The 13,498-nt window shown below is 67.8% G+C and carries 10 protein-coding genes; 4 read left to right on the top strand and 6 right to left on the bottom strand.

The features are described 5' to 3' along the window. Nucleotides 1–4: 4 nt before the first annotated feature. From J7E97_RS29845 to acnA, 4 genes are all read right to left on the bottom strand, one after another. The gene (locus J7E97_RS29845) at nucleotides 5–934 is read right to left on the bottom strand and encodes a carbohydrate ABC transporter permease (protein WP_215033796.1); all 930 of its coding nucleotides are present in this window, start codon (nucleotides 932–934) and stop codon (nucleotides 5–7) included. A 12-nt stretch (nucleotides 935–946) separates the two neighbouring features. After that, nucleotides 947–1,891, bottom strand: a complete 945-nt coding sequence (locus J7E97_RS29840) for a carbohydrate ABC transporter permease (protein ID WP_215033794.1) — start codon at nucleotides 1,889–1,891, stop codon at nucleotides 947–949. 44 nt (nucleotides 1,892–1,935) lie between these two features. Next, nucleotides 1,936–3,387 carry an N-acetylglucosamine/diacetylchitobiose ABC transporter substrate-binding protein gene (ngcE, locus tag J7E97_RS29835; RefSeq protein WP_215033792.1) on the bottom strand — a complete coding sequence of 484 codons (1,452 nt, stop codon included), beginning with the start codon at nucleotides 3,385–3,387 and terminating at the stop codon, nucleotides 1,936–1,938. Nucleotides 3,388–3,692: 305 nt separating this feature from the next. After that, nucleotides 3,693–6,407 carry an aconitate hydratase AcnA gene (acnA, locus tag J7E97_RS29830; protein WP_308346844.1) on the bottom strand — a complete coding sequence of 905 codons (2,715 nt, stop codon included), beginning with the start codon at nucleotides 6,405–6,407 and terminating at the stop codon, nucleotides 3,693–3,695. 777 nt (nucleotides 6,408–7,184) lie between these two features. Here acnA and J7E97_RS29825 point away from each other — a divergent pair. After that, nucleotides 7,185–8,714 carry a UDP-N-acetylglucosamine 1-carboxyvinyltransferase gene (locus tag J7E97_RS29825; protein WP_215033788.1) on the top strand — a complete coding sequence of 510 codons (1,530 nt, stop codon included), beginning with the start codon at nucleotides 7,185–7,187 and terminating at the stop codon, nucleotides 8,712–8,714. Between the two features lie 124 nt (nucleotides 8,715–8,838). Here the strand turns inward: J7E97_RS29825 and J7E97_RS29820 are convergent, their stop codons facing one another. Next, nucleotides 8,839–9,237 (bottom strand): integrase, encoded by a 399-nt coding sequence (locus tag J7E97_RS29820; RefSeq protein WP_251055366.1) that lies wholly within the window; start codon nucleotides 9,235–9,237, stop codon nucleotides 8,839–8,841. Between the two features lie 909 nt (nucleotides 9,238–10,146). Here J7E97_RS29820 and J7E97_RS29815 point away from each other — a divergent pair. Together J7E97_RS29815 and J7E97_RS29810 are read left to right on the top strand one after the other, a co-directional pair. Beyond that, nucleotides 10,147–10,686, top strand: coding sequence for a winged helix-turn-helix domain-containing protein (locus tag J7E97_RS29815; protein ID WP_215033784.1), 540 nt, complete (start codon nucleotides 10,147–10,149; stop codon nucleotides 10,684–10,686). Further along, nucleotides 10,611–11,219, top strand: coding sequence for a transposase (locus J7E97_RS29810; RefSeq protein ID WP_374224278.1), 609 nt, complete (start codon nucleotides 10,611–10,613; stop codon nucleotides 11,217–11,219). The genes J7E97_RS29815 and J7E97_RS29810 overlap by 76 nt, the downstream gene beginning before the upstream one ends. 201 nt (nucleotides 11,220–11,420) lie before the next feature. Here the strand turns inward: J7E97_RS29810 and J7E97_RS29805 are convergent, their stop codons facing one another. Continuing rightward, nucleotides 11,421–12,143, bottom strand: coding sequence for a DJ-1/PfpI family protein (locus J7E97_RS29805; RefSeq protein ID WP_215033780.1), 723 nt, complete (start codon nucleotides 12,141–12,143; stop codon nucleotides 11,421–11,423). 160 nt (nucleotides 12,144–12,303) lie between these two features. Here J7E97_RS29805 and J7E97_RS29800 point away from each other — a divergent pair, with 160 nt between their 5' ends. After that, nucleotides 12,304–13,287: a GlxA family transcriptional regulator gene (locus J7E97_RS29800; protein WP_215033778.1), complete on the top strand. Its 984-nt coding sequence runs from the start codon at nucleotides 12,304–12,306 to the stop codon at nucleotides 13,285–13,287. The last annotated feature ends 211 nt before the right edge of the window (nucleotides 13,288–13,498 follow it).

The following is a 13,498-nucleotide window of genomic DNA, read 5'->3' as shown; positions in this document are numbered from 1 at the left end:
TCCGCTACTTGAGCGTGGCGGAGGTCAGGCCGGCCTGGATCTGGCGCTGGAAGGACAGGTAGACCACCAGCATCGGGATCATCGCGATGGTCACACCGGCGAACAGCACCGGCAGGTCCGTCTCGTAGCCCATCTGGTACTGCAACTGGATCAGGCCCTGGGTGAGCATGTAGCGCTCGGGGTCCGATCCCGTCTGCGGCTGCATCAGCACGGACGGCAGGATGTACTGGTTCCACTGCCCCAGGACATTGAATATACCGACGCTGATCAGGCCGGGCTTGGCCATCGGCATCATCACCTGGAAGAAGATCCGGGTGTGCGAGGCCCCGTCGATCACGGCCGCCTCGTGCACGGCCGCCGGCAGCGTCCTGAAGAACGAGTGCATGAAGAAGACGGTGAACGGCATCGAGTACGCCACGTACACCAGGACCAGACCTTGGTACGTGTTGAGCATGTCCAGCCGCTTCACCATGAAGAACAGCGGGACGAGTGCCAGGAAGACCGGGAACATGGCCCCGCTGACGAAGAAGTAGTAGATCGCCCGGTTGCCCCAGAAGGGGTAGCGGGCCAGGACGTACGCGGCCATCGAGCCGAGCAGCATCGTCAGCGGGACCGAGAACACCATCACGATCAGCGTGTTGGCGAAGTAGCTGCCGATGCCCTTGTTCCACGCGCGGGGGAAGGCGTCGAAGTGCCAGTTGGCCGGCCAGCTCAGGGCCGATCCGCCGATCTGCACGTCGGTCTTGAACGAGCCGAGCACCAGCCAGATCAGGGGCAGGATGATCAATATCCCCCACACGGCGAGGAAGCCGTGCGAGAAGACGTTGAGGACCAATCCGTCGGAGCCGCTCTTGCTCTTCCCGCGCGGCTTGCCGGTGCCGGCGGAGCGCTTCTCCGCCGCCGCCTCGCCCGGTGCTTTGACAACTGTGGTCATCGTGGTCTCCCGCTAGAACTCGACGTGCTCGCGGCGAGTGGCCCGCAGCGTGATGGCGGAGAGGATCAGGGTGAGGACGAGCATCACGACCCCCATGGCGCAGGCGTAACCGGCCTTGCCGAAGTAGAGGAAGTTTCGCATCAGCACCGTCGCCATGACCTCGCTGTGATGGTCCGGTCCGCCGCCGAACTGGCCCGAGGTCATGGTCGACACGAGGACGAACATGTCCATCGCGGCGATGCCCAGATAGACCGCGGAAGTCTGCACAGAATCCCACAGCAGGGGCAGCGTGACCCTGAAGAAGGTCTGGGCGCGCCCCGCGCCGTCGAGCAGTGCGGCCTCGTAGATGTCCTTGGGGACCGACTGCATGGCGGCCGAGAACAGGACGAGGTAGAAGCCGACCCCGTGCCAGACGACGACGAGCAGCAGGCACCAGAGGACGAACTTGGGCTCGTTGAGCCATTCGATGGGGTGGGCCGGGTCGACGAGGCCCAGTTTGGTGAGGAACCCGTTCAGCAGCCCTCCCTCGTCGCTCCGGTACACGGCCCCGAAGAGCACGGCGAGGATGGCGAGGGAGAGGACCTGCGGGAAGAAGTAGATCACCTTGTAGAGCGCGGAGCCCGCCACCCCTTGGACCCCGCCCGCACCGCTGCGCCCGCCGGCGTTCAGCATGAAGGCGAAGAACAGCGAGATCAGGATGGTGACCGCCGGGACGAACACCAGGAGCAGCAGATTGTGCAGCAGCGCGCCGCGGAAGACCTCGTCCTTCAGCAGGGCCGAGTAGTTGTCCAGTCCGACGAAGTCGAAAGTCGGTGACTGACCCGTCCAGTTGGTGAAGGAATAGCCGAACGTCTGGATGTACGGCCAGATGACGAAGGTCAGGTACAACGCGAGGGGCAGGATGAGGAAGCCGGCGATGAAGCCGCCCCGCCCTTTGCTGTTTGCTACGTGGCTCATGGTGTCCGTCCCTGGTGTTTCCGGGTGACCGGTGGACGCGGGTGTCAGCTGCGCTTGTTGTTCTTGGCGCTCGGGTCCTTGGCAGCCTTGTCTACCGCAGCCTGGGCCCGCTTGATCCACTCCTTGGGCTGGATACGCTGGGCCATCAGCTCATTGGACGCGTTCTCCAGCTCCGTGCCCATCTCGCTGTACCAGTCGGGGTAGCGGTAGCTGAAGGTGTTGGATCCCGCGGCCTTCAGCGCGGCGACCGCTGACTGGGTGCCGGGCCGCAGCTTGACGCTCGGGTCCACGCCGTCCTTGACGACGGTGAGGGAGTTGGCCTGCTGGGCGAAGATCGTCGACCACTCGCGGGAGAGCATCGAGCGGAGGAACTCCATGCCCGCGGCCTTGTTCGGGGCCTTCTCGGGGACGATGAAGGGCTCGTCCACGCCGGCCCGGATGGCCTCGAAGGGGAGCTTGCTGTCCGCGAGCACCGGGACCGGCAGGAACTTCATGTCGAAGTCCTCCGGGGTCTGCTTCAGCTGCTCGTTCTCCAGCCAGGAGCCGCTGGGGATGAACGCGGCCTTGTACTGGTTCCAGGCGGTCTGGGACTCCGTGTGGGTGAGGCCGTTGGTTCCCGGCATCAGGAGGCCCTTCTCCACGATCTCGTAGACGGCCTCGATGGCGGCCAGGGCGGCGGGGTTGTCCGCGAAGGCGTTGGGCTCCAGGTTGTCGATCGCCTTCATGGCATCCAGGCCGCCCTTCTTGGCGATCAGGTCCATGATGACGACATTGATGTAGTACGGGTACTTGCCCTGGTGGGCGAGGCCGCCGATGCCGACTTCCTTGGCCTTGGTGCAGACGGCCAGGAACTCGTCCCAGGTCTTGGGCTCCGTCCAGCCCTTCTCCTTGAAGAGCTTGCCGGAGTACCAGAAGCCGAAGACGGCGTAGACGTACTTGAGTACGACGAACTTGCCGCCCTGGAGACCCTGTTCGTAGGCGCCCTCGACGAGCGTGTCGCGGACCTTCTTGGTCGGGTCGTCGAGCGAGGGCGCGTCGAGCACGGCGGTGAGGTCGGCGAGCTGGTTGCCCTTGGCGAGCACGTCCAGCTTGATCTGCTGCGCGCCGGAGTCGTCGACGACGTCCGGCGGGTTGCCGGCGTTGAAGCGCGGCTGGAGCTTGGAGGTGATCTCCTGGGTGCTCATGTGGGAGCTGGTGGTGCCCCACTTCTTGTCGAACGCCGCTTCCCAGGCCTTCGCGTAGTCGTCGCCGAAGCCGCCCTTGAAGACGACGACGTCGAGCTTGCCGCCCTTGGCGACGCCGAAGGGGTTCTCCTTGGAGGTGGCCACCTTGGACTCGTTGCCCTTGGTCGTCTCGTCGGAGCCGGAGGCACACGCGGACAGGAAGCTCATCGTCGGTACGGCGATCAGGCCGAGTGCCGCGGAGCGCTTGATCAGGTCCCGGCGGCCGAGACCCTCACCGTTGCTGTTGTCGCCGTGGGCGGAGGTGGATCCCATGCTCAAGTCCTCGCCTTCGTCAGGAGTGTGAAGGAGGAAGGAAAGTGCGACTGTTGCCGCGCATGCGGACGTCACCGCAGGTCCCCGCCGTCCCCCCGTCCGGGGCCGCTCGTTTCGCGGTGATCCGGACGGGCACAGGTATAGTCCACTTCCGCTCCTGTGAGCAAGATCATGTGCACGTCTGAGCCCCGGCTTTTCCGAGTTGAGACCTCACCGTCACCTGACCTGGCCGTCGGAGCCGCCCGCAGAAACGGAAGGGCCGTACCCCCTTAACGGAGGTACGGCCCTTTGGTGCCGGTATGCGCTTAGCCGCGGATGAGGTTGCGGAGCACGTACTGCATGATGCCGCCGTTGCGGTAGTAGTCCGCCTCGCCCGGGGTGTCGATGCGGACGACCGCGTCGAACTCCACGCCCGTGTCGGTGGTCACCTTGACGGTGCGCGGGGTGGTGCCGTTGTTCAGCTCCTCCACACCGGTGAAGGCGAAGGTCTCCTCGCCGGTGAGGCCCAGGGAGGCCGCCGTGGCGCCCTCGGGGAACTGCAGGGGCAGGACGCCCATGCCGATCAGGTTCGAGCGGTGGATGCGCTCGTAGGACTCCGCGATGACGGCCTTGACGCCGAGCAGCGCGGTGCCCTTGGCCGCCCAGTCGCGGGACGAGCCCGAGCCGTACTCCTTGCCCGCCAGGATGACCAGCGGGATGCCGGCGGCCTGGTAGTTCTGCGAGGCGTCGTAGATGAAGGCGACGGGCGCGCCGTCGACGGTGAAGTCGCGGGTGAAGCCACCCTCGGTGCCCGCCGCGATCTGGTTGCGGAGGCGGATGTTGGCGAACGTGCCGCGGATCATGACCTCGTGGTTGCCGCGACGGGAACCGTACGAGTTGAAGTCGCGGCGCTCGACGCCGTGCTCGGTGAGGTACTTGCCGGCCGGGGTGTCGGCCTTGATCGCACCGGCCGGGGAGATGTGGTCGGTGGTGACCGAGTCGCCCAGCTTCGCCAGCACGCGGGCGCCGGCGATGTCGGAGACCGGGGTGGTCTCCATCGTCATGCCCTCGAAGTAAGGGGGCTTGCGGACGTAGGTGGACTGCGGGTCCCACTCGAAGGTGTTGCCGGTCGGGATCGACAGCGCCTGCCACTGGGCGTCGCCCGCGAAGACGTCCTGGTAGGACTTGTTGAACATGTCCTCGCCGATGGCGTTCGCCACGACGTCGTTGACCTCGGCCTCGGAGGGCCAGATGTCCTGGAGGTAGACCGGCTTGCCCTCGGTGTCGATGCCGATGGCGTCCTTGGTGATGTCCACCTTCATGGAGCCCGCGATGGCGTACGCGACGACCAGCGGCGGGGAGGCCAGGTAGTTCATCTTGACGTCGGGGTTGATGCGGCCCTCGAAGTTGCGGTTGCCCGAGAGGACCGAGGTGACCGCGAGGTCGGCGTCGCTGATCGCCTTGGAGATCTCCTCCTCCAGCGGACCCGAGTTGCCGATGCAGGTGGTGCAGCCGTACCCGACGAGGTTGAAGCCCATCTTGTCGAGGTACGGGGTCAGGCCGGCCTTGTCGAAGTAGTCGGTGACGACCTTCGAGCCCGGGGCCAGGGTGGTCTTGACCCACGGCTTGCGGGTCAGGCCCTTCTCGACCGCCTTCTTCGCCACGAGCGCCGCGGCGACCATGACGTAGGGGTTCGAGGTGTTGGTGCAGGAGGTGATCGCGGCGACCGTGACGGCGCCGTGGTCGATCTCGAAGGAGGTGCCGTCGGCCAGGGTCACCGCGGTGGGCTTGGAGGGCACGCCGTTGGCCGTGGCGGGCGAGTCGGACGCCGGGAAGGACTCCTTGCCGGCCTCCTCGTCGTCGCTGACGTAGTTGCGCACGTCCTGGGCGAACTGCTGGGAGGCGTTGGCGAGGACGATGCGGTCCTGCGGGCGCTTCGGGCCGGCGATGGAGGGGACGACCGTGGAGAGGTCGAGCTCCAGCTTCTCGGAGAAGTCCGGCTCGGCGGCCGGGTCCAGCCACAGGCCCTGGGCCTTGGCGTACGCCTCGACGAGCGCGACCTGCTGGGCGTCGCGGCCGGTCAGGCGCAGGTACTTCAGCGTCTCCTCGTCGATCGGGAAGATCGCGGCGGTGGAGCCGAACTCCGGCGACATGTTGCCGATGGTGGCGCGGTTCGCCAGCGAGGTGGCCGAGACGCCCTCGCCGTAGAACTCGACGAACTTGCCGACGACGCCGTGCTTGCGCAGCATCTCGGTGATCGTCAGCACCAGGTCGGTGGCGGTGGTGCCGGCCGGCAGCTCGCCGGTCAGCTTGAAGCCGACGACGCGCGGGATCAGCATGGAGACCGGCTGGCCGAGCATCGCGGCCTCGGCCTCGATGCCGCCGACGCCCCAGCCCAGGACGCCCAGGCCGTTGACCATCGTGGTGTGCGAGTCGGTGCCGACGAGGGTGTCGGGGTACGCCTGGCCGTTACGCACCATGACCGTGCGGGCCAGGTGCTCGATGTTGACCTGGTGGACGATGCCGGTGCCCGGGGGGACGACCTTGAACTCGTCGAAGGCGGTCTGGCCCCAGCGCAGGAACTGGTAGCGCTCCTTGTTGCGGCCGTACTCCAGCTCGACGTTCTGCGCGAACGCCTCGTGGGTGCCGAACTTGTCGGCGATGACCGAGTGGTCGATGACCAGCTCGGCCGGCGCCAGCGGGTTGATCTTGGAGGGGTCGCCACCGAGGGCCTTCACGGCCTCGCGCATGGTGGCGAGGTCCACGACGCAGGGGACGCCGGTGAAGTCCTGCATGATCACGCGGGCCGGCGTGAACTGGATCTCCTCGCTGGGCTGGGCCTGCGAGTCCCAGTTTCCGAGCGACCGGATGTGGTCGGCGGTGATGTTCGCGCCGTCCTCGGTACGGAGCAGGTTCTCCAGCAGGACCTTCAGGCTGTAGGGAAGGCGGGCGGAGCCCGCGACCTTGTCCAGCTTGAAGATCTCGTACGACTCGTCGCCCACCTGCAGCGTGCTGCGGGCGTCGAAGCTGTTCGCCGACACGACAGTCTCCTTCATGCATGAATTCGCGCGTATTACCGCAATCCTGCCGCGAGGCACTCTGACCAATCCGCTAAGGTGAGGCTAAGTTAGGTAACCCTCACCAGCGGGGCGGCTGCGGTGTGTCCGGGGCAGATATCTCGATGTCGAGATAACTCTAGTACATGCACGGGCACGGGGACGAGGCACGCACCCGTGAGCCCGCCTCCGCCGTCGACCGTGCGGCCGATCGGGCACGTCCGGTTCGGCGCGCTTGACCGGCACCGACACGGTGATGGCGGCGGCCGTCCGGCGGGATCGGGGGTGACGGGGGTCACGCGGGCCTGGTGGTCGTGGCGGCGGTCGTGGTGGTGACGGTGGTCGTAGTGGTCACGGTGGCGGCGCCGTCGGCTCCGGCGTCCGCCGCGCGACCTGGCCGCCGTCATCAACGAACTCGCCGAACACCAACCGGGCGAGCGGACCCCGGAGACCGTCGACCGGCGGCGCGACGTCACCACCCTCACTCTCACCCGCACCCCGCTCGGCCGGCGCCGGCTGCGCCGGCTGGAGCAGTCGCTTGCCGCCGCCCAGGAGGAGTTGCCGTCCCCTTTGTCCGCACCGGAGCGGGAGCAACTCATCCGGCTGCCCATCCGGCTGCTCAGCCGACTGCTCACTCGACCACGCGGCCGGCTCGTCGCGCACCACGCCGCCTCCGACCCCACCATGGGAGCTGACGGTCGGTAACACCCGTTCGGCGTACCCCGCGCGGGCGGAATCTCATATCTGAGATACGGTGCAGGCATGGCAGACGACTACCTCGTGCGCATCGGCAAGCTCATCCGTGACGCCCGGCAGCACCGTGGCTGGACGCAGAGTCAGCTCGCGGACGCCCTCGGCACCAGCCAGAGCGCGGTGAACCGGATCGAGCGCGGCAATCAAAACATCAGCCTTGAGATGATCGCCCGCATCGGGGAAGCCCTCGACAGCGAAATCGTCTCCCTCGGCTACGCCGGTCCGATGCACCTGCGCGTGGTCGGCGGCCGTCGCCTGTCCGGCGCGATCGACGTCAAGACGAGCAAGAATGCCTGCGTGGCCCTGCTGTGCGCCTCCCTGCTCAACAAGGGCCGCACCGTGCTCCGGCGGGTGGCCCGCATCGAGGAGGTCTACCGCCTCCTGGAGGTCCTGAACTCCATCGGCGTCCGCAGCCGCTGGATCAACGACGGCATCGACCTGGAACTCGTACCGCCGGCCCGCCTCGACATGGACGCCATGGACGCGGACGCGGCCCGCCGGACCCGGAGCATCATCATGTTCCTGGGCCCCCTGCTCCACCGGATGGACCACTTCAAGCTGCCCTACGCGGGCGGCTGCGACCTCGGCACGCGCACCATCGAGCCGCACATGATCGCCCTGCGCCGCTTCGGCCTGGACATCACCGCGACCGAGGGCATCTACCACGCCCAGGTCGAGGCCGGTGTCTCCCCGGACCGCCCGATCGTGCTGACCGAGCGCGGGGACACCGTCACCGAGAACGCGCTGCTGGCCGCCGCCCGGCACGACGGGACCACGGTCATCCGCAACGCGTCCTCCAACTACATGGTCCAGGACCTGTGCTTCTTCCTGGAGGCGCTCGGCGTGCGGGTGGACGGCGTCGGCACGACCACCCTGACGGTCCACGGGGTCCCGAACATCGACGTGGACGTGGACTACTCCCCCTCCGAGGACCCGGTCGAGGCGATGAGCCTGCTGGCCGCGGCCGTGGTCACCGAGTCCGAGCTCACCATCCGCCGGGTCCCGATCGAGTTCATGGAGATCGAGCTCGCGGTCCTGGAGGAGATGGGCCTCGACCACGACCGCTCGGCGGAGTACACCGCCGACAACGGCCGCACCCGGCTGGTGGACCTCACCGTCCGCCCGTCGAAGCTCGAAGCGCCGATCGACAAGATCCACCCGATGCCCTTCCCCGGGCTGAACATCGACAACGTCCCCTTCTTCGCGGCCATCGCCGCCGTGGCCCAGGGCCAGACCCTCATCCACGACTGGGTGTACGACAACCGGGCCATCTACCTGACGGACCTCAACCGCCTCGGCGGCCGCCTCCAGCTCCTGGACCCGCACCGCGTCCTGGTCGAAGGCCCGACCCGCTGGCGCGCGGCGGAAATGATGTGCCCGCCGGCCCTGCGCCCGGCGGTGGTGGTCCTCCTCGCGATGATGGCCGCCGAGGGTACCTCGGTCCTGCGCAACGTCTACGTCATCAACCGCGGCTACGAGGAACTGGCGGAACGCCTCAACTCGGTGGGCGCGCAGATCGAGATCTTCCGCGACATCTGACAAAGAGACACCGCCGCACCCCATCTGACCTGCGAAATCGTGAGTCAGTGCGGGGTGCGGCGGTGTCTGTGGGACTTCTCTGGGACTTTGGGGCGCTTCCTGGTCTTGGCCGCCCCGGGCGGGTCTACCCGAACACGGCGTCAATGGCCGTGCTGCCGCGGGACCCTGCCCTGGGGAGGAAGTGCCCGTACTTCCTCAGGGTAAACCCGGGGTCCGAGTGCCCAAGCCACTGGGCCAGGGAGACGACAGATTCGCCAGCCTCCAACTGCTCGGAGGCGTAGAAGTGCCTCAGGGCGTGGAACCCGTGCTCTCTGGAGGGTTCCCAGATCCTCTTGCCGTCCGCGCGCTGCTCCAGACCACCGATGACGCCAGCCCCCGTGATAGCAGGCTTCCAGACGTAGGAGTTGAAGTAGTTCCTGTTGATCGCCTTGCGCTCACGGCCAGTCACGAGGAGGTTGTACGTCCGCGGGTGAACAGTCCTTGCCTCCACCGGCGTCTGCCGGCGGCCGGGGGTCGTCCGCACCAAGGCTTCCGGTCGGTCCGACGCCTGTGAGTTGCGGGCCGGTGGAGAACCGCTCCCGTGTGACCGGTGGCAGCGGCGGGCGACTGCAGTGGCAGCGACGTTTCGCTCGGGGACATCGTGGACAGGCAGTGCAAGTCGAGCCCCCCTCACCAGGGTCGGGCGGGCTGTACGGGGTACCGAAGCGATGGCAGACCGCGCTGTCATCGGGAGACGGGGCGCGGGCAGGGGGCGCGTTGTGGGGAGTGCACGGGGGCCTCCAGGTCGCCAGTGCTGCCAGGAACCGCCGGACACTCTCCGCACATCGCAGACGGCCCCGCGAAGACCAGGAAGACAAAGGAGACACGGCGAACACGAAACCGGCCGATACGGCTTCACGTCACCGCAACGTTTGGCGAAACTGACACCGTGATCGACTGATCCAACCGCCCTTGAGCAGGACAAGTACACCTAAACGTCAGTGACATACAACACTGAACACCCCAGCGGCATCACGGCCGAACCTCACAGGACTGCTGGTTCGCCGGTATCCGCGCGGTCGCCGGCGACCTGTTGCACATTGCCGACGCCACCGCCGCTCAGCGCGGGCGCGCCACCTCCAACGCCCAGTTACTCGCCTACCTTGGGCAACCGGACTTCCCCGCACCCACGCTCTCGGCGCAGGAACCGGCCTCTGCGACGCGGAGGGTGTCCTGGCGGCGGCGCGGCGGTGCACGTGGGCCCTGGCCGACCCGGACGACTCCCTCGGACCCGAGGCCTCGGAGGAGATCCTGACCGTGGCACTCAGCGCCGTACGCCAGGACGAGCGGGCCGGGTACGTGCAGCACCAAGACAATACTTGCCGTCTCTTACTGAGGATTTCGGGTTGTCGTCGGGGGTGACGGTTCATGATCCCTGCGGTATGCCGGTGGTATGCGTTATCCGGAGGGTGGGGGCCTGACCGCTGAGCGTCGGGCGTTTCGTGCGGGGATCCGGCTCCAGGCTGGCGAGCGGTTCATGGCGGGACAGAAGACCGCGGTGATCGCGAAGGACCTGCGGGTGAGCGTGCGGTCGGTGGAACGCTGGCGCCGCGCCTGGCGCGAGGGTGGGATGGAGGCCCTGCGCTCGAGTGGCCCGGCAAACTCCCCGACCGTCACTGATGCCCAGTTCGCCGTGCTGGAGGACGAACTCGGCAGGGGCCCGTCAGCACACGGTTTCGAGGACGATCGGTGGACTCTGGCCCGCGTCCAGACGGTCATCCGCCGCCGTCGGCGCCTGACGCTGTCGGTGGCGACGGTCTGGCGGCTGCTGAAACGGCACGGCTGGTCCTGGCAGGCACCCGCCCACAGAGCACTCGAACGCGACGAGCACGCGGTGGAGTTGTGGAAGAAGGAGGTGTGGCCGCGGGTAAAAGCCTCGCGGCGGCGTGTGGGGGCTGGATCGTCTTCGAGGACGAGGCCGGATTCTCCATGACGCCGCCCCGCGCCCGCACCTGGGGCCGGCGCGGACACACCCCCGTCATCCAGGTGAGAGGCAGGTCCCGCCGCCGGACCTCGGTCGCCGCCCTGTGCTGCTACAAACCCGGCGAGCCGAGCCGTCGCATCCACCGGCCCCGCACTCATCTCCTGCTCAAGGGTGCACGCAAGAGCTTCTCCTGGAAGGACTACCGCGACCTGCTGGTACGGGCACACATCCAGCTCGGCGGCCCGATCGTGGTGGTCTGGGACAATCTCAACACCCACCTGGACGCCGGGCTGAAGCGGTATGAAGCCGAGCACGACTGGCTCACCGCCGTCCGGCTCCCCGCGTATGCACCCGACCTGAACCCCGTCGAGGCCGTCTGGTCACTCGTGCGCAGAGCAATGGCCAACACCGCCTTCGACACACCCGACGACCTCGACCGCATACTCCGCCGCGAGTTACGCAGGATCCAGCTCCAGCCCCGCCTGATCGACGGCTGCCTCACCGCCACCCGCCTGACCCTCACACCACCGACCCCGCCCTGAAAACCTCAATACCTACCCCGGGAGTTCCTGGAGCCGACGGAGGTTCCGATCGGCCTGTGCGTCAGGCCGTGAAGGAGTCCGTCTTGTCCGGCGGACTGCGGCCCACGTGCGCCTCGAGTGGCGCGAAGAGCCCTACTGACCCCTGGGGCGGCAGCCGAGACACCGCCAGGCGGGCAGGTTGCGCGCGATGTGCTCAGGTGCTCAGGTGCTCAGGTGCGCCAGGAGGGCGGGGTGGTCGGCGAGGGCGCTGTGGAGCAGCTGCCGGGCGAAGGGCGTGTACTGGCCGCTGTCGGCAGCTGTCCAGTCGATCGGGCCGAAGGGCGGCTCGGGGTCGTACTCGATGAACAGCTGCACCATGCGCGCGACGTCGTGGCCAGCGAGGCGGCCGACGAGGTGCAGTGCCATGTCGATGCCGGCCGAGACCCCGGCGGCGGTGATGAAGTGTCCGTCCTCGACCCAGCGCTGGGTGACCGGCGTTGCCCCGAAGCGGGGGAGCAGGTCGCGGTACATCCAGTGCGTGGTGGCCCGGCGGCCCTCCAGGAGCCCCGCCGCCGCGAGGAGGAGTGAGCCTGTGCACACCGAGCCGACGACCTGGGACCGCGCCGCGGTGTCGCGCAGGTTCCGCAGCAGGCTTTCGTCGGCCATCGCGGCCAGGGTGGGGACGAGACCCCCCGGCACGATCACGGCGTAGGGGTCCGCCATGTCCTCGAAGGTATGACTGGGGACCAGGGACAGCGGGGTGTCGCTCGGCATCGGCTCGCGCCGCTCGCCGACCACGATCGTGCGGTAGCCGGGAACCAGATCACCCAACGCCGCGAAGACCTGCAGCGGGCCGACGATGTCCAGCGGAGTGAGCCCGGGGTACAGCACGAAGGCGATGGTCTTCACCGGCTCCGCGGACGGCTGGGGCGAGGTTTCGGTCATGACGGGACTCCTGAAGTCGGTGGGTGGCCGATGGCCTGGCGGCGGGCTGCTGCCCTGACGACCCTCGCGCACCGCCTCCACCGCGGATGGACATCGTCGGACGGCCTGTCCGAAATCCTGGGATACGTGTCCTACGGACGGGTTCGGTAGTGTCGTAGGCATGACGACAGCTGTCCGCCACCGCGTGGTGGTCGTGGCCTACGAGGATGCGGAACTCGTGGAGATCGCCTGCGTGACCGGCGCCTTCGACGGGGCGAACCGCCTCGGTGCGAGTCCGCCCTACGACGTCCGCCTGGTCACCCCGCAGGGTCGCCCGGTGCGCTGCTCATCAGGACTGGTCCTGGGAGCACAGGGGGCGCTGGAACGTACGCGCGGTCCGGTCGGCACGCTGCTGGTCGTCGGTGGGCCGGGCCACGCCGCGGCGGCGCAGAACACCCTTCTGGTCGAGCATGTGCGCCGCCTGGCCGGTATCGGCCGTCGGGTCGCGTCGGTGTGCACGGGCGCGAGTGTGCTGGCGGCGACCGGGCTGCTCGACGGACGGCGCGCCACCACCCACTGGGCGTTCGCGCGTGACCTCGCGCAGCGCCACCCGGCCGTCAACGTCGACGCCGCGCCGCTGTACCTCCGCGACGAGCACGTCTGCACGTCGGCCGGGGTTACCGGAGCGCTCGACCTCACCCTCGCGTTCGTCGAGGAGGACCACGGCCCGGCCCTCGCCCGGACGCTGGCCCGGATGATGGTGACCTATCTCCAACGGCCGGGCAATCAGGCCCAGATCAGCATGTTCGTCGACGCGCCGGCCCCGGAGCACCGGACCGTGCAGCGGACCGTCGGATACATCACCGAACACCTCGACAGCGACCTCGCCACCACCGCGCTCGCCGAGTATGCGGGAGTCAGCGGACGTCATCTGTCCCGGCTGTTCCTCGACAAGCTCGGACAGACACCAGCCCAGTTCGTACGGACCGCCCGAGCCGAGGCGGCCTCACAACTCCTCGTCTCCACAGCATTGCCTCTGGCTTCGGTCGCGAGGCGCTGCGGGTTCAGCTCCGCTGAGACGATGCGGCAGGTGTTCCTGGACCGCTACGGAACGACACCCAGCCAGCACCGCACAGTCCACAGCGATCCTCAGGTCGCACCCTGATCCGGCCCTGCTCTCCCGAAGCAGGAAGGACTGCCAACAGCGGTCGACGACGCCCTGTGTGGTGTGGCTCTGTACACGTCGAAGAGCAGCGTTTCGACAGCGGTTCGGGAGTCACCTTGGCTGTCGGCGCCGAGTCGTTGTTGATGACTCTGGGAGGCAGCGCCCAGGATCCCCTCACGAAACGCCCGACGCTAGTGTCCTGAGTCTCGGA

It is taken from the genome of Streptomyces sp. ISL-66, from assembly GCF_018614135.1.
Classification (GTDB): Bacteria; Actinomycetota; Actinomycetes; order Streptomycetales; family Streptomycetaceae; genus Streptomyces.
The sequence above is the reverse complement of the archived record's forward strand: the minus strand, read 5'-3'. Positions and strand labels throughout refer to the sequence as shown.

Coding starts and splice junctions, on each gene's coding strand:
- J7E97_RS29845 (WP_215033796.1), bottom strand. CDS start 934: ATGACCACAGTTGTCAAAGCACCGGGCGAGGCGGCGGCGGAGAAGCGC.
- J7E97_RS29840 (WP_215033794.1), bottom strand. CDS start 1,891: ATGAGCCACGTAGCAAACAGCAAAGGGCGGGGCGGCTTCATCGCCGGC.
- ngcE (WP_215033792.1), bottom strand. CDS start 3,387: ATGGGATCCACCTCCGCCCACGGCGACAACAGCAACGGTGAGGGTCTC.
- J7E97_RS29825 (WP_215033788.1), top strand. CDS start 7,185: ATGGCAGACGACTACCTCGTGCGCATCGGCAAGCTCATCCGTGACGCC.
- J7E97_RS29815 (WP_215033784.1), top strand. CDS start 10,147: ATGCGTTATCCGGAGGGTGGGGGCCTGACCGCTGAGCGTCGGGCGTTT.
- J7E97_RS29805 (WP_215033780.1), bottom strand. CDS start 12,143: ATGACCGAAACCTCGCCCCAGCCGTCCGCGGAGCCGGTGAAGACCATC.
- J7E97_RS29800 (WP_215033778.1), top strand. CDS start 12,304: ATGACGACAGCTGTCCGCCACCGCGTGGTGGTCGTGGCCTACGAGGAT.